At 41.8% G+C, this 22,685-nt stretch carries 23 protein-coding genes and 1 pseudogene; 15 read left to right on the top strand and 9 right to left on the bottom strand.

What is annotated here, in order from left to right:
* Window positions 1-12: 12 nt before the first annotated feature.
* The 4 genes from ABK01_RS09475 to ggt form a co-directional block, all read right to left on the bottom strand.
* A complete protein-coding gene (locus tag ABK01_RS09475; RefSeq protein WP_253675448.1) occupies window positions 13-159 on the bottom strand; it encodes a hypothetical protein in 147 nt (48 codons plus the stop codon).
* Window positions 160-171: 12 nt separating this feature from the next.
* Window positions 172-1,443 (bottom strand): TRAP transporter large permease subunit, encoded by a 1,272-nt coding sequence (locus ABK01_RS09470; RefSeq protein WP_253675447.1) that lies wholly within the window; start codon window positions 1,441-1,443, stop codon window positions 172-174.
* Window positions 1,444-1,693: 250 nt separating this feature from the next.
* On the bottom strand, window positions 1,694-2,227 hold the full coding sequence (locus ABK01_RS09465) for a DUF6305 family protein (protein ID WP_253675446.1): 534 nt from the start codon (window positions 2,225-2,227) through the stop codon (window positions 1,694-1,696).
* A gap of 88 nt (window positions 2,228-2,315) precedes the next feature.
* Window positions 2,316-4,064: a gamma-glutamyltransferase gene (gene ggt / locus ABK01_RS09460; RefSeq protein WP_253675445.1), complete on the bottom strand. Its 1,749-nt coding sequence runs from the start codon at window positions 4,062-4,064 to the stop codon at window positions 2,316-2,318.
* Between the two features lie 156 nt (window positions 4,065-4,220).
* On the opposite strand from ggt, the gene ABK01_RS09455 reads away from it, so the two are divergent.
* The 6 genes from ABK01_RS09455 to mazF all read left to right on the top strand — a co-directional run bounded on the left by ABK01_RS09455 (window position 4,221) and on the right by mazF (window position 12,093).
* Entirely contained in the window at window positions 4,221-6,047 is a 1,827-nt protein-coding gene (locus ABK01_RS09455; RefSeq protein ID WP_253675444.1) for a TerB N-terminal domain-containing protein, read from the top strand.
* Between the two features lie 39 nt (window positions 6,048-6,086).
* Window positions 6,087-7,169 carry a DNA methyltransferase gene (locus ABK01_RS09450; protein WP_212565226.1) on the top strand — a complete coding sequence of 361 codons (1,083 nt, stop codon included), beginning with the start codon at window positions 6,087-6,089 and terminating at the stop codon, window positions 7,167-7,169.
* Window position 7,170: 1 nt separating this feature from the next.
* Window positions 7,171-10,083 carry an N-6 DNA methylase gene (locus ABK01_RS09445; protein ID WP_253675443.1) on the top strand — a complete coding sequence of 971 codons (2,913 nt, stop codon included), beginning with the start codon at window positions 7,171-7,173 and terminating at the stop codon, window positions 10,081-10,083.
* A 24-nt stretch (window positions 10,084-10,107) separates the two neighbouring features.
* Window positions 10,108-11,439, top strand: coding sequence for an ATP-binding protein (locus ABK01_RS09440; protein WP_253675442.1), 1,332 nt, complete (start codon window positions 10,108-10,110; stop codon window positions 11,437-11,439).
* Between the two features lie 88 nt (window positions 11,440-11,527).
* Window positions 11,528-11,761, top strand: a complete 234-nt coding sequence (locus tag ABK01_RS09435) for an AbrB/MazE/SpoVT family DNA-binding domain-containing protein (protein WP_212565223.1) — start codon at window positions 11,528-11,530, stop codon at window positions 11,759-11,761.
* Window positions 11,755-12,093, top strand: a complete 339-nt coding sequence (mazF, locus tag ABK01_RS09430) for an endoribonuclease MazF (RefSeq protein ID WP_212565222.1) — start codon at window positions 11,755-11,757, stop codon at window positions 12,091-12,093. The genes ABK01_RS09435 and mazF overlap by 7 nt, the downstream gene beginning before the upstream one ends.
* 97 nt (window positions 12,094-12,190) lie before the next feature.
* Here the strand turns inward: mazF and ABK01_RS09425 are convergent, their stop codons facing one another.
* Window positions 12,191-12,469: a helix-turn-helix domain-containing protein gene (locus ABK01_RS09425; RefSeq protein ID WP_212565221.1), complete on the bottom strand. Its 279-nt coding sequence runs from the start codon at window positions 12,467-12,469 to the stop codon at window positions 12,191-12,193.
* 110 nt (window positions 12,470-12,579) lie between these two features.
* Here ABK01_RS09425 and ABK01_RS09420 point away from each other — a divergent pair, with 110 nt between their 5' ends.
* Window positions 12,580-13,071: a hypothetical protein gene (locus ABK01_RS09420; protein WP_253675441.1), complete on the top strand. Its 492-nt coding sequence runs from the start codon at window positions 12,580-12,582 to the stop codon at window positions 13,069-13,071.
* A 374-nt stretch (window positions 13,072-13,445) separates the two neighbouring features.
* Here the strand turns inward: ABK01_RS09420 and ABK01_RS09415 are convergent, their stop codons facing one another.
* Window positions 13,446-13,757, bottom strand: coding sequence for a hypothetical protein (locus ABK01_RS09415; RefSeq protein WP_212565219.1), 312 nt, complete (start codon window positions 13,755-13,757; stop codon window positions 13,446-13,448).
* A gap of 41 nt (window positions 13,758-13,798) precedes the next feature.
* Between ABK01_RS09415 and ABK01_RS09410 the strand changes: the two genes are divergently transcribed.
* From ABK01_RS09410 to ABK01_RS09400, 3 genes are read left to right on the top strand one after another with little or no spacing between them, the layout of a single operon-like run.
* Window positions 13,799-14,059: a type II toxin-antitoxin system RelB/DinJ family antitoxin gene (locus ABK01_RS09410; protein WP_212565218.1), complete on the top strand. Its 261-nt coding sequence runs from the start codon at window positions 13,799-13,801 to the stop codon at window positions 14,057-14,059.
* The gene (locus ABK01_RS09405; protein ID WP_212565217.1) at window positions 14,056-14,316 is read left to right on the top strand and encodes a Txe/YoeB family addiction module toxin; all 261 of its coding nucleotides are present in this window, start codon (window positions 14,056-14,058) and stop codon (window positions 14,314-14,316) included. Before ABK01_RS09410 ends, ABK01_RS09405 begins: the two co-directional genes overlap by 4 nt.
* A gap of 58 nt (window positions 14,317-14,374) precedes the next feature.
* Window positions 14,375-16,618, top strand: a complete 2,244-nt coding sequence (locus ABK01_RS09400) for a DEAD/DEAH box helicase (RefSeq protein ID WP_253675440.1) — start codon at window positions 14,375-14,377, stop codon at window positions 16,616-16,618.
* A gap of 9 nt (window positions 16,619-16,627) precedes the next feature.
* Here the strand turns inward: ABK01_RS09400 and ABK01_RS09395 are convergent, their stop codons facing one another.
* Window positions 16,628-16,969 carry a type II toxin-antitoxin system HicB family antitoxin gene (locus ABK01_RS09395; RefSeq protein WP_212565215.1) on the bottom strand — a complete coding sequence of 114 codons (342 nt, stop codon included), beginning with the start codon at window positions 16,967-16,969 and terminating at the stop codon, window positions 16,628-16,630.
* A gap of 1 nt (window position 16,970) precedes the next feature.
* On the bottom strand, window positions 16,971-17,171 hold the full coding sequence (locus ABK01_RS09390; RefSeq protein ID WP_253675439.1) for a type II toxin-antitoxin system HicA family toxin: 201 nt from the start codon (window positions 17,169-17,171) through the stop codon (window positions 16,971-16,973).
* Window positions 17,172-17,353: 182 nt separating this feature from the next.
* On the opposite strand from ABK01_RS09390, the gene glgA reads away from it, so the two are divergent.
* The 5 genes and pseudogenes from glgA to ABK01_RS09365 all read left to right on the top strand — a co-directional run bounded on the left by glgA (window position 17,354) and on the right by ABK01_RS09365 (window position 21,467).
* Entirely contained in the window at window positions 17,354-18,832 is a 1,479-nt protein-coding gene (gene glgA, locus ABK01_RS09385; RefSeq protein WP_253675438.1) for a glycogen synthase GlgA, read from the top strand.
* 114 nt (window positions 18,833-18,946) lie between these two features.
* On the top strand, window positions 18,947-19,417 hold the full coding sequence (gene ybaK, locus ABK01_RS09380; protein ID WP_253675437.1) for a Cys-tRNA(Pro) deacylase: 471 nt from the start codon (window positions 18,947-18,949) through the stop codon (window positions 19,415-19,417).
* A 119-nt stretch (window positions 19,418-19,536) separates the two neighbouring features.
* Window positions 19,537-20,115 carry a hypothetical protein gene (locus ABK01_RS09375; RefSeq protein WP_253675436.1) on the top strand — a complete coding sequence of 193 codons (579 nt, stop codon included), beginning with the start codon at window positions 19,537-19,539 and terminating at the stop codon, window positions 20,113-20,115.
* A gap of 898 nt (window positions 20,116-21,013) precedes the next feature.
* Window positions 21,014-21,217, top strand: a pseudogene (locus ABK01_RS09370) (PD-(D/E)XK nuclease domain-containing protein); the annotation flags it as partial.
* Window positions 21,218-21,314: 97 nt separating this feature from the next.
* Entirely contained in the window at window positions 21,315-21,467 is a 153-nt protein-coding gene (locus ABK01_RS09365) for a hypothetical protein (RefSeq protein WP_253675435.1), read from the top strand.
* Window positions 21,468-21,512: 45 nt separating this feature from the next.
* Here ABK01_RS09365 and msrB read toward each other — a convergent pair whose 3' ends face one another.
* On the bottom strand, window positions 21,513-22,595 hold the full coding sequence (msrB, locus tag ABK01_RS09360) for a peptide-methionine (R)-S-oxide reductase MsrB (protein ID WP_371922043.1): 1,083 nt from the start codon (window positions 22,593-22,595) through the stop codon (window positions 21,513-21,515).
* Window positions 22,596-22,685 lie beyond the last annotated feature (90 nt).

Below are 22,685 nucleotides of genomic sequence, written 5' to 3'. Positions count from 1 at the left end.
CGTTTCCCCTCATTATTTTATAAATAAAATTCTCAGAATTAACGGAATAATGACAAGCGCAGCATTTAACTGCTTTGTGATACTTTTTTCCGTCAATATATTGGCAACAACCATTATCAAAACATATAACAGCAGGGCTAAATAGATATACATCATCATACTGTTTTTCCTTTAATAAATTAATGATCCCAATTCCTTTGAGAAGATAATCATTACAATAGAATAAATGATAATGACTAACGCAGGAATGAGCGATTTCTTTAATACCGGAGTGTAGTCTTTCATGCCGACAATTTGCGCGGCAAATATACCGGCAAGAGCCGTCGGCGGCATTAAATCACCCAATGCTGCGATAAACGATATTGCAGAACCGGTGATGATTTGATTTTTGGCTAAGAATACCATGAGGAAAGGAACACCCAAGACAGAAGAAGCCCCGAATGAAGAAACGGCACCGAATAAAGGTATCGTGATTGCCATTGCAATATAGACCAGTGACGGCGGCAGACTGAGGCTGTTTACGACAATGAATCCTCGCACACCGGTGAGGGTGATAGTCTGTATAAACATACCGACGCCCATCAAGATGCCCATAACCGGCAAACTTTCAGTAATAGCCTTCTTTGATACCGTAAAGAAATTGATTTTCTTTCCACAAAAAGCACCGACAACTGCGCTGATCATAAAGATGAGCGGCATTCCCAGTCCAAAGACATTCGGCAGTACCTTATCCATAGTCATCAGGAACAACGCAAGAAGAATTGGGAGATATAATCTAAAGCCGTACGCATTAATAGCAGAAAAATCTATCTTGCTTTTTATGCCATCGTAGTCGATCTTTTTTACATGTTTTAAGCCTAAGAACAGAACTGAAAAAATTGCAACCGGTACGGTTAAAAGCAGGAGGGGAATGGTAAAGCCGACATAAGGCATATCGATTCCGCCGCCGATGATCATTGCTGGAATATTAACAGGAGGAGCAATCATACCGCATAAGCCGCCCAGTGCAATGATTGTAGCGGTTTCCACCATGGGAATGCCGATGTACATCAGGATCGGTGCAACAATGCTTCCTGCGGTCAGTACCGAGGCGGTAGAAGAACCGGTTATCATACCGGGAAACATGGAAATAAACATTAACAGGATTAAAAGCAACCACGGAGTTTTATGGAAGCGTTTAATAATAGTGGCACTCAACGCATTTAATGTACCGATTTCTTGAATAACCTTCATAAAAATCATAGCGGTTGCTATAACCAAAATCGTATCCAAGTAGCCGAACATCCCTTCAACTAAATGCCGGATAGGAATGCCTTCACCGGCAAGTAATGTGCCCGTTATCGACGCAAGCACCATCGCTAAACTTACCGGTAATTTAAATGTAAAGCAGGAGATTGCAAAAACGGCAATCATTGCTAAAAATAATATCAATTCAATTGACATAGTATACCTCTATAGATCAATCGCATCAGAGTGTTTTTTTAATACCCCGCAGAATAAGGAAACTGTCCACCCAGAGTTTCGCTGCTGCGCAGCTCAAATGGGTGTCCAATCTCCTTATTCTGCGATTTTTATCTATTCGTCTGAAGCGATTGATCTCCTTCGAAACTAAGATGTGCGGAAATTTTGAAAAGAATTCCGTACAAAAAAGGCAACCGTTTGAACAATTTCTGATACGGTTGCCCTTTAGATATTACTGAAACAGCTTTTTTAAAGGCTCAACAGTGTTTGTGATTTTAGGAACAGTCTCCAGCGGGATCTTTTTTTCGGCGGCTGTTTTAGTAAAAAGTCCGTCTTTATTTCCATCATTTACAACGATTAAATAATCGCAATAGGGAGCCGCTACTTTTACAAACTTGTCGGAAAGTTCTCCTCTCCGCGCTTCTCCGCCGATGTGTAGCCCAATAATTTTAATGCTTTTTGCTTTTGCTGCTTTAATCAGCTTTTCTGCACGGGCAAGCTCATCTTCCGCCTTTATTCCGGCTGCTCCCAATCCCTTAGAGCTGCCGCCGATTGCAAGGATCAGTGTTTTTTCGTCCTTTAAGCCGACATCGGTGATCAATGCATCAAACTTTGCTTCAATCCCTGCCTTTTTTAACAAGGCTTTTACCATCTGTACATCGGCGCTTTGTCCAATCGATGTCAGCGTTGCCGGTTTTTCAAATTGAGCCGCAAATAGCGCTAATGCCGATAACAAAAATACTATGGTAATAAATAGCTTTTTCATGTATCTTATCTCCTAAAAAGTCTAACAATTGAGACCCTCTAAAAGCTGCCAGAGCCTTTAGAGGGCAGCGATTTTAAAATACGAAGTCTTAGAAGCCTAACGCTTTGCCGTCTCTTCTGGGATCGGCGCCGCCTTCAAGCATTCCGTTTGACTTATACAGTACGCCCTGCACGGAACCCATGCCTCTATCCCACTCGGAGGTCTTGTTTACCTTATGTCCCATTGCTTCAAGTTGCTTGATCGTTTCATCGGAAATACGGGTTTCTACATTGATCTTGTTGGAGGTATTGTCCCACAAGCGCGGGGTGTCGATTGCTTCCTGCATACCCATCTTGTGGTCGATTACTCTACTGATAACCTGCGATACCGTGCTGATAATTTTTGTTGCTCCCGGTGAACCCAATACCATAAAGGGCTTGCCATCTTTTAACACGATAGTCGGAGACATGGAGCTAAGCGGTGTTTTGTTGGGCGCTACCGAGTTGGGGTGTCCTGCACCGAGTACAAAGTCATCCATTTCGTTATTCATAACAAATCCATAGCCGTCAACTACAACACTGTTTCCAAACAAACCGTTAACGGTTTTGGTAATTGCTACCATGTTGCCTTCTTTATCAGCAATTGAGTAGTGAGTCGTATCCTCAGATTCATAAAGCCACGGATCATGCGCTTTACTTTCGTGCGATACTTTAAGGTCTATTTCTTTGGCAATTTCTTTTGCATATTTTTTAGACACAAAGCCTTTCATCGGAACCGGCGTGTAGTCGCTGTCGCCCATGTACTTTGCTCTATCCGCATACGCGAGTTTATATGCTTCTGAGAACAGGTGAAGATATTCGGGTGAGTTTACTTTTAACGAGCCGACATCGAAGTTTTCCAAAATATTGAGAATTTCGATAACGATGGCACCGCCTGAGCTGGGCGAAGGTGAAGAAATAATTTCATAACCGCGATAGGTACCTTTAACCGGCTGCCGTACCAAGGGTTTGTAATTTGCCAAATCTTCCATTGTATAGAGTCCGTCATACTTATTGAGCGTCTTTACAATGGCTTCTGCAACTTCACCTTTGTAGAATCCGTCTTTTCCGTTCTTGATGATAATATCCAAGGTTTTTGCCATATCGGGGTTGGTAAAGAGATCATCCACTTCGTAGGGAAGTCCTTCTTTATTCAAAAAGACCTTTGCCGATTCAGGATATTTTTCCAATTTATCAAACTGAGACTTCATATCGTTTGATAAGGTCGGTGTTACATAGAATCCGTTCTTTGCAAGATTAGCTGCCGGGCGGATAACTTGTTCCCGTGACATAGTTCCGTAGTTTTCCAGTGCATACAAAAGACCGGCAACTTCGCCCGGAACCGCAGCGGCTTTTCCGCCTTCCAATTTCTGATTACCTACAACCTTTCCGTCTTTACCCACCTTCCACATCTCGGGTGACGACTTTTGCGGAGCACGCTCTCTAAAGTCGATAAAAACAGTTTCTCCGGTTTTTGCGATTCTGATTAACATGAATCCGCCGCCGCCTAAACCTGAAGAGTTCGGTTCAACAACTCCCAGTGCAAAACCTGCTGCAACAGCAGCATCGATCGCGTTGCCGCCTTTTCTTAAAATTTCCGCCCCTATCCTGCTTGCTTCAACTTTACTGGTAGACACAACACCGATTTTACCGGTCGCATTTCTATCGGTTCTAATCATCTCACCGTTTTTATCATACGGCTTCCAATTCTCTGCAGACTGAGCAGATTCTCCTTGCGGCGTACTGGTACATGACACCAGCATCATCGCAGCCAAAGTCGATGCGCATGTGAATAATCGTAAAAATTTCAGTTGTTTCATTGCGGATCCTCCTAAAACGTTATTTTTCGGCAAAAGCCAATTTACATTATGATAAAGACTCTTATTTTGTCAAGGTAAAGTATAAATTGTATACGGAAATGTAAATTGCAAGAGGTATTGCCCAAAAAGGATTTTTATATAACATTGCAGGAAATAATGGATACACTAGATAGCTACGATGAACAGAGCATCCCCACTGAAAAAAGCGGCTTCACCGTGATTCTCGATAACAGCAATACGGGGCAAGCACAGTACCAAGATGCACCGCTTTTTGCCGGTCAAACGCTTGCAATAAGAACACCGAATGATGATACAACGGTACGGCAAAACATAACGACGGAGAATAGCGCTGTCTCTCGGCAAAAAACAGCACCGGATAAAATTTCAAAAAGAGCAGCGTCAAGGTCGAAAAAGTATGTTCCGGAGCAAATTCGTAGAATGAAGAATCTCTATCAATATGGGGACGGTTCTTTTAGACAGCAGTGCAAAAACTTCTATGTGCAAGGAAAATTCATGGAGAACTATGAAGATAATGCTCCTTGGACTGGAGAAATATACGAGTATTGGCCATCCTACCATAATTTATCATTAGCTCAGCTACGCGGGTATTTTACATGGCGAACTGAATTGCGGAAGGGAAACTATCAGAAAAATTGCGACGCCTTTGTTTTGATGTACCTATCTGAGCTGTTTAATGGAATAGGAGCGGTATCCGCGGAAGAAAGCTTCCACAAAATACAAGAGTTTAAAGAAAGCTATATCGATTCAGGATTAAGCACCGGATATATACGGTATAATATTCAGCAGTGGATGTTTGACTTTGCTGTGGTAAACGGACTGGATACTGAAATAGCATACCGATATGCTGCCCGTCAAATGTTGGAACGAGATTCCAATATTGAAATTCTACGTAATCCGGAAAAATACAGCGATAAGGAGATATTTAACGCACTCTGCCTGTTCAGCGGGAGAACCCCCGATTCATCGATTGTAATACAAAAGGATAAAGAAACAGGAATCTACCTTTTTGCAGCAGTGTGGAGGCTCGCATCGGCACAATATCGTCAGGGTGAAAAGGATCTTTTTGAACTCTGCTTTGGGATACAGTATTCACGGTACTGGAATCCGCTCAACAATACGCTCTATTACAGAAGAGGAAAACGGGAGACTGTAATTTATGAATTGAACTCATGCCGGAAGTACAGCTTTCAAAACAATATATGGCATGAATATGGCTATCACAAATGGTATGACGGACAACAGCACATAACGGAACTTTTACATGAAGCTGATCGGCGCTTCCGTTTGTATTTAAAAACAGGACGCCCGCTTAAAGAGAGGAAAGAGGAAGCGTGGGCGGTACCTTATATAGAAGCGGTTATTGGGGCGGATCGGAAAGCAAAGCTCGAGGCGGCGCGTCCTAAGATCTCGATTGACTTTTCAGGCCTGGATAAAATCAGAAAGGATGCGCTTGAAACTCAAGACAGCCTGTTAACCGAGGAAGAGACGATGGGCTCGCCGGAGGCTGCGTCCAAACAGACGGAAAACTCAAAGCACACCGGTACTCCCGAATATGACGGAGATGCTATACCGGACGCTGCATCTATACCGATTCCCGCGGCCGTTCCATCGACCGCATCTATGCCGTCCGCAGCAGTGCCGTCGGATTCAGCATTCGTACAATCCGTTCCGTCCGGAGTGTCCGTTCCGTTAGATGGTTTGTTAGACGGTATGCAGATACAGCTGTTGCAGATGCTGCTCCGCGGGGAGCCGGTACAGGAATTGATTACCGCACAGCATGGAATGCCGAGCGTTATCGCCGATGCTATCAACGAGGCCTTGTTTGATCTTATCGGCGATACGGTCGTGGAATGCGACGGAGAAACGATTACCCTTGTGGAAGATTATCGGGGAGATGTAGCTAGTGCGATAGGGGAGGACTACCCTAATTACTGTATTGACAATAGTCTCTATAAAGTGTAGCCTTTGATAAGGTTTTATAATGTTTTGAGAGGTGAGACCATGTCTGATAATGATAATGTGAAGTATTCGGAATTCTTAACAACAAAAGAAGCTGCAAAATATTTAAATATGTCTCCCACAACATTAAGAAATTGGGACAAAACAGGAAAATTAAAAGCTGTCAGAAATCCATATAATAATTATCGCCGGTACAAGGTCGAAGATCTTAATAATGTTCTTTTGGAATTAAATGAACCAAGAGCAGAATATAAAACGAGAAATCTTTTTACAAGGGACATATCTGAATTAAAAGACAAAGTATTACAAGGTGACTGTCTTGACTTAATGCGATATATTCCGGATAAATCAATTGACATGATATTATGTGATTTACCGTATGGAACAACACAAAATAAATGGGACTCTGTTATTGATTTAAAAAAATTGTGGGCTGAATATACGCGCATTATAAAAGACAATGGGGCTATAGTATTAACAGCACAAGGATTGTTCACCGCAAAATTAATTTTAAGTAATGAGAGTTGGTTCAAATATACTATTGTTTGGATTAAATCAAAATCAACAAACTTTTTAAATGCAAAAAAACAACCGCTTAGAAAACATGAAGATATTTGTGTGTTTTATAAAAAACAACCGACATATAATCCTCAAATGATAAAAGGTGAAAGTTACGATAAAGGTATTCGTAAAAACCAATGTACAGGTAGTTACGGTGATTTTAAACCGAGACATGTTCAAAGTAACGGTATGCGCTATCCGAACGATGTTGTCTTTTATGATGATACATCAGACCGTGAAGATTTTGTTTACTTTAAAACAGCTGAAGCCGAAGGTGCTGTATATCATCCGACTCAAAAACCCATTTCTTTAGGCCGTTATTTAATTCGTACCTACAGTAATCCCGGCGATATTATTTTAGATAATGCATGCGGTAGCGGCAGCTTCCTTGTTGCTGCAGCAATGGAAAATCGGCATTTTATAGGAATTGAGAAAAACGAAAATGCCCTTTTGCACAAAGTACAAGCTATTGATTACATAGAAGTATGCAATAAAAGATTAGCAAAAGTTTTCAAAAATAAAGATTTCGATGAAGAATCCAATTTAATGGTAGCATTACAATAAAATGGCCGATACATCAGTAAAAAGAAATGAACGAGACTGGGCAGGACAATTAATTAGTTGGTTAAAATCTGCAATAGAAAAGAAAGTTACTATCTTCCAAGATGCAACCAATGATACCGGCATTAAAATGGAATCGGGAAAGACCAAATTTCCGGATATATTGCTATTTACCGACAAAATTTCCGGTGTCATTTTTAATGGGTGGGAGTTAAAATTTCCTGACACTCCTGTTGATGATTATGAAATGCTTAATAATGCATTAGAAAAAGCAAAAAAAATAAGAGCAGAATCTTTTGTTACATGGAATGGAATGCAAGCTGTAATATGGGGAATAAATACAGCTGAATACACAATTGATACTCTTGTAAGAATAAAAGAATATCCCAAGGAAGCAACGATTTCAAGTCGCGAAGATTTATCAGACCCTATTAATTTTGTTAAAAATGAGCCGTTATTGAAACAACGAGCTTATAATATTTTGCATGATTTAGAACATCTTTATACAGAAGGAAAATTAAAACCGGCAATAAACATCACAAGAAATATCGTTAAAGCAATCCAGGATACGGCTAGCATCATAATTCCGCAATTTCAGTCGAGTATTGAAAATGAAAAAAATATAAATACCTTATTTCGATCAAATTTTAATAAATGGAAAATATATGAAAGTTCTACATTAAAAATACTATCATCTTCATCAAAAAGGGCTGAACATATTGTTCCTGAACAAGTACTCGCAAAGTTTACTTTTTATAACTTGGTAGGAAAAATTCTATTTTATCTTACATTATGTGAAAATTTAAGCGGAGAGCTTCAAAGGGTAAAAATTGAAAAAACACATAATTTAAAATTAATCCTTAATAGTTATTTTGAAAGAGCACAAAAAATAGATTACCAAGCAATATTTCAACCTTATTTTACTGATTTTATAGAATATTCTGATATAACTGAAAAAGCCTTATTTGGCTTAATTTCGGTATTAACAGAATTTGATTTTAAAATCTTACCGACAGAAGTAATTGGAAATATCCTTGAAAACTTAGTGCCTAAAAATGAAAAACAAAAGTTTGGACAATATTTTACACCGGAAATTTTAGCACATTTAGTTTCGTTCCCTACTGTAAAAACAAATTCAGCTTTTTTGTTTGATCCTACTTGTGGGACAGGCAGTCTTTTAAATTCTTTTTATAAAATTTTAAATTTTTACGGCATTGATAATCATTCGATTTTATTAAGTCATATTTGGGGGAATGATATATCTCATTTTCCGGCGATTCTATCAGTTATAAATCTATATAAACAAGATGTAACAAAAACTGATAATTTCCCAAGAATAATAAGAAATGATTATTTTAATTTAGAAGTCGGAAAAGAAATTATTTTTCCTGATTCACAGAATTATATCGAACATATTTCCGTTAAAATACCTCTCTTTGATGGAATAGCAAGCAATTTTCCCTTTATTCAACAAGAAGACATCCCTAATGAAATTTTAACGAAGCACTTTAGAAAACTTTTTCAAGAAAAGCAACAAGTTTTCTTTAAAAATGGAGCATTTAAAATAAATGAGCGATCAGACTATTTTACTTATTGTATATATAATTCGATCACTTTCTTAAAAGATGGCGGTATCCTTTCGGCAATTACCTCAAACGCATGGCTAGGAAAAGAATATGGATTTCAATTTAAAAAGTTTTTATTAGATAATTTTCATATAAAATATATTATACAGAGTAAAGCTGAACATTGGTTTACTGATTCACAGGTAGCCACAATATATTTTGTTTTGGAAAAAGTTGTAAATGATGAGTCTACAAAATTTGTAACAATAAACTTTAAACTCTCTGAATTCTTTAATAAAAAAAGTACACAAGAGCAAATTCAAAAAATTGAAGATTTCTATGCAGATATTGATACTTGTAATGACAGTAAAAATATCAAGTGGAAACAAAACGAATTCTTTTCAGATTTATATGTTAACAAAACTGATAATTTTTCTGTCAGTATTATTTCAAAAAAGACTCTTGTCGATTCTATTGACAAACAAACAAACTGGTCCGAATTTTTTATTTCATCCAATCTTTTCCATCCCTTTGATAAATATTTGGTTAAATACTTTCCAAGTATCTTTGAAGTTATTAGAGGAGAACGAACCGGTTGGAATAAAATGTTTATAATAGAAGAAAAAAAGAAAATAGAAATAAAAATTGAATCCCGATTTTTAATCCCAATGATAAAGTCTCCGACAGAATTGTCTTCTATGCTTTTCCAAAATATTTTTTCGAATTATCTCTTTGTCTGCAATGAAGATTATAAGAATTTAAAAGAAGGCACAAAAAAATGGATTGATAAATTTAAAGATAGGCCTAACAAAAATGAAAGCAAAACTATTTCTGAAGCAAATGCAGGTCATAAGCCTTATTGGTATTCCTTACAGCCAAAAACTGCTAATGTTATAACAGCTATTAATCCGTATCAACGATTTTTCTTCACCTATTCTAAAGTACCGTTTGTTATCGACCAACGATTGATAGCAATGAGAACGAATGATATATTTGCTACCGAATTAATTACAGCTTTACTGAATTCTGCAATAACTTATTTAACTCTAGAAATGAGAGGAACCTCCCGTAATTTAGGTGCTTTGGATTTAAATGCAACATATCTAAAAAATCTTCGTGCATTAAATCCTGAATTATTAGATGAAAAACAAAAAACAGAAATTATAAATGCTTTTAAAGCTATAGAAAAAAGAGAGGTTGGAACAATCTTTGAAGAAATAAAAAAAGAAGATAGGATTCATTTTGATAAAATTATATTACAATCCTTTGGAATTAATACAAATATACTTGAAATGGTTTATTCATTGTTAATAGAATCTGTTCGCAATAGAATCAATATGAAAGATAGATAAAAGATACTTGAAAAAGGAAACAACATGAACGAAGCAGAAAGAAAAGTTCCTAAGCGGATTGCGCAGACAGTATTACATTCTTTAAAAGGCGGTGTTGTGCCCCGTATCGGGCTGCCCTATATTACCGTCGGAAGGAAAAATGAAATTCAAGCCTTGCTGCATGATGTTGATATTATCTCCGAAGGCGGCGCTTCGTTCCGGTTTATTGTCGGGCGGTATGGAGCGGGAAAGAGTTTTTTACTGCAAGCTATCCGAAATTATGTGATGGATCGCGGGTTCATTGTTGCGGATGCAGACCTGTCCCCGGAGCGGAGACTGCAAGGAACGCGGGGGCAGGGGCTGGCAACTTATCGCGAGCTGATCGGGAATCTTTCCACAAAGACAAAACCGGAGGGCGGCGCACTCACGCTGATATTGGAGCGATGGATCAGCACCGTGCAAAATGAAGCTTTGCAAGAAAGCGGGCTGCAACCCGGAGACCCGGCGCTGACTGCGCGTGTCGATCAAAAGATTTATGCCGTAACCGCTTCGGTGAGCGAGCTGGTACACGGTTTTGAGTTTGCGCAATTACTTTCAGCCTATTATCATGCCTACCTCAAGAGCGATGATGAAACGAAAGCAAAAGTAGTGCGGTGGTTCCGGGGTGAATATGCCCTCAAGCGCGAAGCAAAGGAAGAACTCGGTGTCAATATCATTATCACAGATGATGACTGGTACGAGTATCTCAAGCTCTTTGCAACATTTTTTCGGCTGGCGGGCTACTCCGGCATGATGATTATGATCGACGAACTCGTCAATATTTATAAAGTTCCCAACTCAATCACGCGCCAGTACAATTACGAAAAACTCCTCACCATGTACAACGACACCTTACAAGGAAAGGCAAAATACCTCGGTATTATCATGGGGGCAACACCGCAGGCAATAGAGGATAAGCGGCGCGGTGTGTACAGCTACGAGGCACTCCGCTCCCGGCTTGCAGAGGGGAAGTTTTCCAAGCCCGGTGCACGGGACTTACTTGCGCCGGTAATCAGACTTGACCCGATTACTGCAGAAGAAATGCTGATCCTCTGTGAAAAACTCGCCGCGATGCACGCCGGACTCTATGGCTATGAACAGAAAATCACCACGAACGATTTGGCTGGGTTTATCAAAATTGAATATGAGCGGATCGGTGCCGATGTACATATCACCCCGCGCGAAGTAATCCGGGATTTTATCGAGCTGCTGGATATTTTGTACCAAAATCCGGGAATGAGCATTATCGCGTTACTAAACTCCGATACATTTTCGTATGCAAAGTCTGATGCGGTATCGGACACCACCGATGAAAACTATGCCGAGTTTACGATTTAAGGTGAACTACATAATTCCTTTTTCATGTATACTCTTGCTTGACAACCGGTCTATACATTGTATACACTGACTATGCGGAGGTACTGGTATGCAGGCTGTAGTTCAGAAATGGGGTAATAGTTTAGGTTTGAGAATCCCTTCGTTTTGGGCAAAAGATAATGATATAAAAAACGGCAGTACCGTTGAAGTGATTATGGAAAAGGAAAAGATCATTATTCTTCCTCAAAAAAAATCTCTTGATGCTATGCTTGCGCTAGTAAATGAAGAGAATATACATTCGGAAATTTCTACAGGATATGCAGCTGGAAAAGAAGCATGGTAAATTCAAATTATGTCCCTGAAAAAGGCGATCTAGTCTGGCTCGATTTTGATCCGCAGATAGGGCATGAGCAAAAAGGCCGACGCCCTGCAATTTGTATTTCTCATAAACAATATAATCAAAAAATCGGACTTGCTTTGATCTGTCCGATTACAAGCCATATAAAAGGGTACCCTTTTGAAATTGTGCTGAATGGGCATTCAATCAGCGGATGTATATTGAGTGATCAAATAAAAAGTCTTGACTGGAAACAACGAAACTGTCATTTCATAGAAAAAGCAGCCGCTGAAGAAATTGATTCTGTCGTTCAAAACATACAGTTGATGATCGAATAAAATAATGCTCGTATGTTCTTTTAGTGAGTAAAAGAATAGTGCCTGCTCTTTTTGCACACGGCACTCATATCAATTTTGGGCATCAAACTTTTAAGTTTTACAGATACAATTCAATTAAGTTGATAATCGTCTTTTTAGCTTCATCCTTCGACAGAATAGCGTTCTGTGGAAATAAAATAGACGGATCGATTTTCATTGCGGTACATAATTTTAGCAGTGTATTTAAAGTCGGAGTCCGTTTTCCCGTTTCGATGTAGGTAATCATATTCTGCGAGACTCCCGATTCATACGCAAGCGTCATCTGCGAATAGCCGAGACGCTCTCGTTCCTGTCTGAGGCGCCGACAGACATATAATTCCAATTCTTGTACATCCATTATTTAATTCTTTATGAAATATTGTATGCAGTCAAATAAATCAAGTATTGACAATACCTAATATAGTATGTAAAATTATTACAACATATACTTAATGAAAAGGAGTTTTTATGAAAAATTTATTGCGTATTCGTATTGCGTCAAGCATTACTATGCTGTGCTGTATTTTAGCTTTTACAGCGTGTTACCAACCTGTAAAGCAAAATAGCCCGCAAAGTACTCAACAGCAAAACGGCGGTAACAACGGTGGACAGCAAAACGGCGGCGGCAACGGCGGCGGCAACGGCGGTAACAACGGTGGACAGCAAAACGGTGGTGAAGATAGTAGTTCTCCTACATATACGGTTTACTTAAGAAATGCCAGTACTAATTCTGCTATAACTTTTTGGTATGTAAAAGAGATTGATAATGAGGATGTTACATCATATTATTCTTATGTACGTATCAATCCAGGAGAAAGAGGATATATAGCAAATATACCAGGTAATAAGAAATACAAGGTTAATTCAAAAGTTGAGAGCTTGTCTGATCCATCTGAATGGACAGCTAAAGCGTTTGATGAATTGTATTTAGATGAAGATAAATACCTTGTAGTATATTAATACATGCCCATGGATAAGTTGATCGAAAATCAATTGATAGGAGATTTTAAATGAGAAGAAAAATCTTAGTTATAATGTTAGTATGTATGGCATTGTTAGTTGGATTTGCAAGTTGCGGAGTAAGAGAAGTAACTTGTACGCAATGTCAGGGAACCGGAAAATGTAACTTCTATCCGGCACTACGCATTCTATGATCTTGGCATAACAGATTCCATTGTACTTCTTATGGCAAAAGAATGCGATCTCCTTATTTCCGGGGACAGTAAACTTTGCGATTATGCTCGCTCCTTAGAACTACCCCTTATAGATTTTAAAGGAATGGTCAATGATCTTAGTTATAGATAGTATATGAAAGTCCCCGAATAGAGATATACCTATTCCTTCAGCTTTTCAATCTCTTCAAAAAGTTTATACACATTACAAAATGACGCGAAGGAATCTTCATCCTGCTTATTTCTTTCTTCCAATTTCAAAACCGTTGTATTACTTTGTCCATGCCGCTTTAGTTCCGGCGCAATACAAATCGGACCCATCGTCATAATCGGAAGATCGCGTCCGTCATCAGTTTTAATCAACAACCCCGACGCGAGCATCGGGGTATTAAACCCTCGCACGAATAACCGGTAGTACAAACTCAACAAAACTTCCGGTATGATATCTCTAAATTTAAAAAATATTGACATCATCAATAAATATACCTACAATAAATATAAAGGGAGTTATTATTATGGCACAGACAAACATAAATATCCGTATAGACGAGGACTTAAAAAAGCAGTTTGAAGCTTTCTGTTCCGAGATTGGAATGACTATGACAGCAGCATTTTGTGTATTTGCAAAAACGGCGGTCAGGAAACAAAAAATACCGTTTGAAATAGCAACGGATCCGTTCTACAGTGAAAGCAACATGGCTCATTTACGCCGCGGCATTGAGGCTCTGAATGCCGGAAAAGGCGTAGAGCATGAGCTTATCGAGGCATATGAATGAAAAAAATATGGTTTGATGAAGCTTGGGAAGATTATGAATATTGGCAACTACAAGATAAAAAAACAATAAAGCGTATCAATATGCTGCTTAAAGATATTGAACGAGGAAGCTTTGACGGTATAGGTAAACCGGAGCCTCTAAAGGGCGAATTGAGCGGGTTTTGGAGCCGCCGTATTGATGACGTGAACAGGCTTGTGTACCGAGTGAGTAAAAATACTTTAGAAATCCTTTCCTGTCGCGGACATTACGAAGATTAATTGAAATACAGGTCTCTCACACTCAGGCAGTAGACGCTCCGGTACTAAGGATTTTGCGATGGACATTTTTAATCAATACGCCCCTTTTATACAGGATTATATTTACCGCTCCGGTTGGCAGGCGCTTCGTGCGGTGCAGAATGCGGCGGGCGATGCTCTTTTCAATACCGATAAGAATGTGCTTTTAACGGCATCCACCGCTTCCGGCAAAACCGAAGCGGCGTTCTTTCCTATCTTGAGTCTCTTGTACGAAGAGCCGTCCGCCTCGGTGGGGGTGTTGTATATCGCTCCGCTCAAGGCGCTCATCAACGATCAGTTTGGACGGCTGAATGAGCTCTGCGAAGAAGCGGGAATCGCCGTAACGCGGTGGCATGGTGATGCGCCGCAGAGCCAAAAGCGGAAGCTGCTCCGTAAACCGGCGGGGATTTTGCAGATCACCCCGGAATCCCTTGAAGCGCTGATGATCACCAAGCAGAGCGAAATCCCCTCTTTGTTCCATGACCTACGCTTTATCGTCATCGATGAAGTCCACTCCCTGCTGCGTGCCGACCGCGGCGGGCAAACCTTTTGCCTGATCGAACGGCTCTGCCGGACTGCGGGCTGCAATCCCCGGCGGGTTGGGCTTTCCGCCACACTCGGTAACCCTGAAGAAGCGGGAGCCTTTCTTGCTGCAGGCAGCGGGAGAGAAACGGTTATCCCCAAATACGACGGCGGCAAAGAAGTGTGGCGGCTTTCGATGGAACACTTCTTCAATACGGAGCCGCAAGCTGACGAAGGTAAGCCCATCACAGTAGAGGCGCTTACCGTAGAAGCCGCGACGGATACTGCCCCCAAGGCCGCAGACCCGGGGATGGGCTATATCTTTGAGCATACCCGCGGCAGAAAATGTCTCGTGTTTACCAATTCCCGCGAGGAGTGCGAATCCGTATGCCAGCACCTCCGGCAATACTGTGAAGTTAACCACGAACCCGACCGCTTTTTAATTCACCACGGCAACCTTTCCGCTTCGTACCGTGAAAGTGCGGAAGAAGAAATGAAGGATGACGATTCGCTCATCAGTGTGTGCGCTACGGCTACGCTGGAGCTGGGGATTGATATCGGCAAGCTTGAGCGGGCATTCCAGATTGACGCGCCGTTTACCGTCTCCGGTTTTTTACAGCGTATGGGACGTACCGGACGGCGCGGCACTCCTTCGGAAATGTGGTTTGTTATGCGGGAAGATCATCCCGAATCGCGGGCAATGCTGCCGGAGATGATTCCGTGGTATCTTATTCAAGGGATTGCGCTCGTCCAGCTTTACATCGAAGAGCGCTTTGTGGAACCGCCGCGCACGGAAAAGCTGCCGTTTTCCCTGCTCTATCACCAGACCATGAGCACGCTTGCATCCTCAGGCGAGATGACACCGGCGGAGCTTGCATCCAGAGTACTGACACTTTCGGTATTCCGCCGCATCAGTCAGGAGGACTTCCGTACCTTGCTCCGGCACCTTATCAGTATTGACCATATCAACCGCACGGAAAACGGCGGGCTGATTGTCGGGATTACAGGAGAGCGGGTTGTCAACAATTATAAGTTTTACGCAGTGTTCCAAGAAAATATCGAGTACACGGTGCGTTCCGGTTCCGAAGAGCTGGGAACAATCGTCAAACCGCCGCCTGCGGGCGAGAAGATAGCCATTGCAGGCAGAGTGTGGGCAGTGGACGAGGTGGATCACCAGCGCCGCGAGGTATACTGTACGCTGGTAAAAGGGAATATCCCTGCGTATTTCGGTGATGTGGCAGGCGATATACACACCCGTATCTTGGAACGGATGCATACTGTCCTTGCCGAACAGAAAAGCTATCCGTACCTGATGCGCCATGCCGTGTGCCGGTTGCAGGAAGCGCGGAATACATTTCACAAGGCAGGGATGGATACTCACCCGCTCATTTCCCTCGGCGGCACTATGTGGGCGCTCTTTCCTCAGCTGGGCAGCTATGCCTTTCTTGCGCTGGAACGCTTTCTCAAGCTCCGCTGCGGTGCACGGCTTGGGCTCAAAGGCTTGAGTCCGTCCAGACCGTACTACCTACAGTTTACCATGCAGGTAAGCGCACAAGAATTCTATCGCATTATTGCCGAAGAAGCCGCACAAAACTTTGACCCGCTCGAGCTTGTGTACGAAAACGAAGTTCCCATCTTTGACAAATACGACGAGTATGTTCCCTCTGAGCTGGTACGCAAAGGATTTGCCTTAGGTGTGCTGGATATCGCCGGAATGAAGCAGCGGGTACTGGGATGGAAGGAGAATGCGGGAGAGCTGTAATGTCAGTGTCTACGAAAGTTTATACACTGCATATTGATTGAGCGATACACCTTCTTGTGCTGCCTGTAATGCCAGTTTTTTATGTAAAGACTTTGGAATACGAAGTACAAACTTACCGCTATAATTCATTTCATCAACCGGTTTTGGAACTTCAAAGCCGTTTTCGAGTTTCGTTTCAATCCATCCTTCCATCGCTTCGTAAATATTTCGATACGCCTCTTCAAAAGAATCGCCGGTACTCCGACAACCGTCCAGTTCCTGAACGGAAGCATAATAATATTCGCCGCTTTCGTCGGATAGCTTTTTTATAACAATCGAATACGGTAAATTTAAGTAGTCTTTTATATCCATTTTATGCCTCTTGTACACGCTTTAAAATATCTTTTATATAGCACGCTTTCAATACATTATCAGCTTTTATTGTAATCACATTTCCAACAGTATTGATATATTGCCGGTGAGAACCTTTTTGTCTGTCAAGTCGATAACCTATAGCCATAAGCACCTTATCAGCTTCTTGCAGACGTATGCCGTTTGGTTGGTTTTTTATCATAGCCATATCCCGTACAAAAAACAAGTTATATTTTACTTTAACGGCTTAAAGTAAAATATAAGATTTTATAATTTCCTTTTAGGGCTGTTTGCGGTTTATTCGGTTTGGTGAAAAAAGAAGGTTGAGTTGACTCTTTTATAATTCGATTACCCGTGTTATAATTTACCAAGGAGGGTATTACCATGCGGATATTAATGATAACCAGTGAAGCGGTTCCTTTTGCAAAAACAGGCGGCTTAGCCGATGTCGTATCTGCCTTATCCTACGCATTAAAAAAACTTGGGCATGATGTTAGAATTGTTATGCCGCGTTATTATAGAATTGATAAAAAAACTTTAACGCCTATTCCCGGCGCAATGGGAGTGTCTATCGGCAATAGAGAATATTGGACGGAAGTATTTGAATCGACACTCCCCAATTCCGATATACCGATATATTTTATTGATCATGAAGAAAGTTTCGGCCGCGACGGGTTGTACGGTTCTCTTTTTGAACCTGACTTTAATGATAACCCCAAGCGGTTTTCGATATTGAGCCATGCAGCCTTTCAACTTTGCAGAAAGCAGCATTGGATTCCCGATCTGATGCACGCACATGATTGGCAGACGGCGCTGGTGCCCGTGCTGTTAAAATTTAATACGCAATATCGCGATTTTCAAGAGACGGCAAGTGTCTTTACCGTGCATAACATCGGCTATCAGGGAATCTATAATAAGGCGAGCTATGTGGATACGGGACTCGATTGGGGATATTTTTATTCTGCCGGTTTTGAGGACTGGGATAGAATGAATTTCTTAAAAGCCGGCTTGTTATCTGCCGACCGGCTGACAACCGTTTCTCCGACTTACGCACAGGAAATACAAAGCGCTGAATACGGTTTCCGAATGGACGGTATTCTTCGTTTCCGCAAGGATGCTTTAACCGGTATCTTAAACGGCGTTGACACTTCTGTATGGAATCCTAAAACGGATAAACAGATCCCCTTTAATTATACAGCCCGCTCTCTTGCGAAAAAAGCGAAGAATAAAGAAGCCTTGCAAAAATATATGGGACTCCCACAGGATGAAAAAGTTCCGGTGTTCGGTATGATAACACGGTTGACCGATCAAAAAGGAATTGCGGAATTATTCGGACCATCGTACGGTGCGGCATTCAAAATATGTACCGATATCAATTTACAACTGATTGTGCTGGGCGCCGGTGATCGATGGTGCGAAGATGAATTATTGGCGCTTTCAAAACGGCTGCCAAATCTCCGTGTGTATGTCGGCTATGATGACAAATTGAGCCATTTAATAGAAGCCGGAAGTGATTTCTTTTTGATGCCATCGCGATATGAACCGTGCGGGCTTAATCAGATGTATTCGCTACTATACGGAACATTGCCGGTTGTACGCAATACCGGCGGGCTTGCAGACACGGTCGACAACTATGATGAACAAACAGGAGACGGAACCGGTTTTGTGCTGAATCTGCTTACGCCTGACAGTATTTATAATACCGTTAATTGGGCGGTAAATGCGTGGTTTAAAAACCCCGAGCACATCGTTAAAATGCGAAAGCGCGGTATGGCGAAAGATTTTACGTGGGATACCTCTGCAAAGCAGTATCTCGCGGTATATCAAGAAGCTGTCGGAAATAAGGTTTTCAATAAGCATTAAGCTTGGGTAACCGCACCGGATACTTTATTGAATATCCCCGCAAAATAAAGGGGCTGTTCAACCAGAGTTGCCAATGTGATTGCCTTGAATATTAATACGGACAGGCTTTAAGTAATGAAAAAGACGAATGCAATGCGCCTTTTGGAGGCGGCAGGTGTTTCTTATAGCAGCGTCGAATATGCGTGGGATGAGGAACATTTGGATGCGGTGTCTGCTGCACAGAAGTTACACATCGAACCCGATATGCTCTTTAAAACGATTGTGATGATAAGCGAAGACAATGATATTTTTGTTTTTTGCGTACCGGCGCCTTCGGAAGTCAGTTTGAAAAAGGTACGGAATATAACCGGTAAAAAGATAACACCGCTTAAACTCGAGGCGCTGCAAAAAACAACGGGCTACATCCGCGGCGGCTGTTCCCCGCTCGGCATGAAAAAGCATTTTCCTACATTTATCGATGAAACCGCACAGCTGTATGACCGTATCTATGTGAGTGCCGGGGAACGGGGGCACATGCTCTGTATTGCCCCTGCAGATTTGCAAGAAATCTGCGCCGCCGCTTTTTGCGACATCGCCGACGGATAGGACATCCTATTGCGTTATAAAACAGGTAATGCTATAGTAGTGAAATACTAAGGAACTCCTTAGATTAGACATTCAGGCTGCTATAGAGAGCTTTTAAAGAGTATGTGGAGGTTACCCTGATGGAAAAAATAGTAAAATTATTGCACCGCAAAAGCTGTGTAGTACTTACGGCGCTATGCGTGCTGACCTTTAGTGCTTGCCGTTTCCCATATACGGTAAAAAATGCCCGTTTTAAAAACGAGTTTTCATGGGTGTATGCTGAAAAAGATTTTAACTTTAAAAACGCCAATACGGTGCAAGGAACTTTTACGTTGCCTAAAAATGTTAAACATAAGGGATTGCGTTTTGTTGCAATGTTTCCGGCAACTTTCCGTAATAATAAGTGGAGTGCTGTTATAAAAATGCCTTACAAGCTTACTCTTACATGGGAGGGCGGCAGCTTAAAAAGAGAAGAAGTAGAAGCAAAAAGTGATTGGTTCGGACTTAATATGTATTTCCCCGAGGAAGAGATAAGAAAACTGCCGGTACAACAAGAAATTACCTATACATTGGAATATAAAGCCGGTGTATATACTAAACTACAGGATACGGCTAATCGTGATAAGCTCACCGATCTGCAGGATCATCCTGAAAGCTATCCGGGTTTTTATGATGCGGTATTGGTCGTAGCCGAGTGCTCAACAAAAAAGATGCCGTAAGCTTAAAGTTAAAAATTATTGCAGGTTAGCTTGACGGTTTCAGCATGATCGGTGCCGTGTATGTGCTGATAATCGGTTGTATCGGTGGCGCCGTTCGCATATCCGGTATCGGTTTCAATGTCTTATAATGTATACGGACGTACATTTACTGGAAAAGTATCTGCACCGCCTATTTGCAATGCGATCTGCATTTTCACGCTTTCCACCCTATAATTGTAGATATGCCGAGCTGTAGAATTGCACTTCCGCAGTACCAACCGCCTCACCCCAAAGCACAGTCTCCTGCAAAGAAAAACCTGCGCAAAAGGCTTGATATACCTGCATTTGACGGCATAATTTCACAGCTCACAGCTCGAATACTCTTTAGATAGTTTTTTATCTACTTTTTACACACAGCATTATCTTTTCTCATTATGTCCTGTCCTCTACCGTAATGCGCAGCAGGCAGCGGCGCTGCCTCAACAGCAACCTTTACCGGAGACACGGGCGACAGCGATAACTGGGAGTATATTAAAAAACAAGATCCTAAAGGAACTGCGGATGCAGCAACGAATTATCCGGCGTTCCACTGGGTAAATACCTATAACAAAACGTATGCTGAGTGGCTTGGCAGAAAGACTTTTAACTGGTACATGCCGAGCATCGCCGAGCTATGCGAGGCGTGCAAGAACAAAGGTGCAATCAATGAAAGCTTTACAAAGATACGCAGTCTTAACGTTTCCTATGCCGGTTTGGAACTCGGTCTTGTAGACTATTGGTCGTCGTCGCAGAGTTCCAGCAGCAATGTTGATGTATGGAGAATGAATTTCCCGAATGACCACGTGGGAGGCAGTGCCAAGTTTAACAGTGGTCGGGTTTGTTGTCTGGCAAGCTTTTAATAAAAACGGTACATCCGTGTACCGTTTTTATCTTCGAGTTTAAGCGCTTCAGCAACAGCAGTGCAGAAGATGCCCTCAACCAGATAAAAGAGAAAAACTACGCCGCGAAGTACAAGACTGACGAGAAGAAAATTGTGCTGATTGGAAGTTCGTTTGATGAAAAGACGAGAACATCGCATTTCAAGGTAACCTGTTCAGAAACGGAAGTTTCCGAACAGGTTTAATAAACCGCAGCGGGTAACCGTAGGCGCCGTAACAGAGGTAACGAGCGGTAGCCCTGCGGCGGTGAAAATACACGACAACGTTCAAAGGAGAAGTAGTATGTCGAATAAAGAGCAAAGGAAATTTTTTGAAAGTAGGTTTTTTAGCGCATCTTGGGGCGCTTCTGCCGGACACAATAGCGTTTGGCGTGATGAGTACAAAGAAGAAACAATAATTAAGATAGTAGCCAAAGTAATCGCATCAGAGGAGTAAATCAATTCCGTAGAAGAAAAAACTCTGATGCGATTACCTTCATCCTTAGTCGGTTACGTATTGCTTATAGTCTCCGTAGCCGGCGGCATCCATTTCTTCGTAGGGAATAAACCGCAGCGAAGCCCCGTTGATGCAATAGCGCAAGCCTGTTTTATCCTGCGGACCGTCGTCAAAGACATGGCCTAAATGCGCGCCGCCGGTTTTTGAGGTAACTTCAACTCTATTCATACCGTGGCTGCCATCGGGCGTAAAATCGACTGCCTGCGAGGTAATCGGCTTGGTAAAGCTCGGCCATCCGCAGCCTGCATCATATTTATCGCTCGAAGAAAAAAGCGGTTTTCCCGTAACAACATCAACGTAAATACCCTTTCCTTCAAACTTGTCATATTCACTGGTAAAGGGACGTTCGGTTGCTTTTTCCTGTGTTACACTGTATTGCAGCGGAGTCAGCCGTTCCTTAATCTGCTTTGCATCCGGTATTTTGAACTGTGCTTCATCATGCAGGGGGACGGATGCAAGGTTTAAATTGATATGGCAGTATCCGTTCGGATTTTTTTCAAGGTAGTCTTGATGATAGTCTTCCGCCAATACAAAGTTCCGCAGCGGTTCCGTTTCTACCGCAATCGGGCGGGAATACTTTGCCTGCATCCGCTTTAAAAAAGCCTGAATAACCGGCAGGTCTTTCTTATCGGTGTAGTAGATGCCGGTGCGGTATTGCCTGCCGACGTCATTCCCCTGCTTATTTACGGAAAGCGGGTCGATAATGCGGAAATAGTGTTCCAATAGTTCTTCGAGCGCGATAACACCGGTATTGTAGGTTATTTTGACAGTTTCAGCATGATCGGTGCCGTGTATGTGCTGATAATCGGTTGTATCGGTGGCGCCGTTCGCATATCCCGTATCGGTTTCAACAACGCCTGCAATCCGGCGGAAGTATCCTTCCACACCCCAAAAGCAGCCCCCTGCCAAATAAATCTCTTTTACATTTCCTGCCGTTACCATAGCTGCTTCTCCGTTCTTGTTTCCGTTCTGCGGTTTATGTCTTTCTCCTGCCTGCACTTTTACACAGCTGCAGAGAGCCAGGGCAATGCAGAGCGGCGCCGCTAAATGAATATGTTTATGAATGATCATCGTGCTTTTCAGCTCCTTGTTAATCCCAAGCGGAAGTATCCGCCCAGAAGATCGATATGACGTGCCGAATGGCAGTCTGATAGTAAA

It is taken from the genome of Treponema sp. OMZ 305 (assembly GCF_024181325.1).
In the GTDB taxonomy this organism is placed as follows: Bacteria; Spirochaetota; Spirochaetia; order Treponematales; family Treponemataceae; genus Treponema.
Note: the sequence above shows the minus strand (reverse complement) of the source record. Positions and strands in the feature narration are given on the sequence as shown.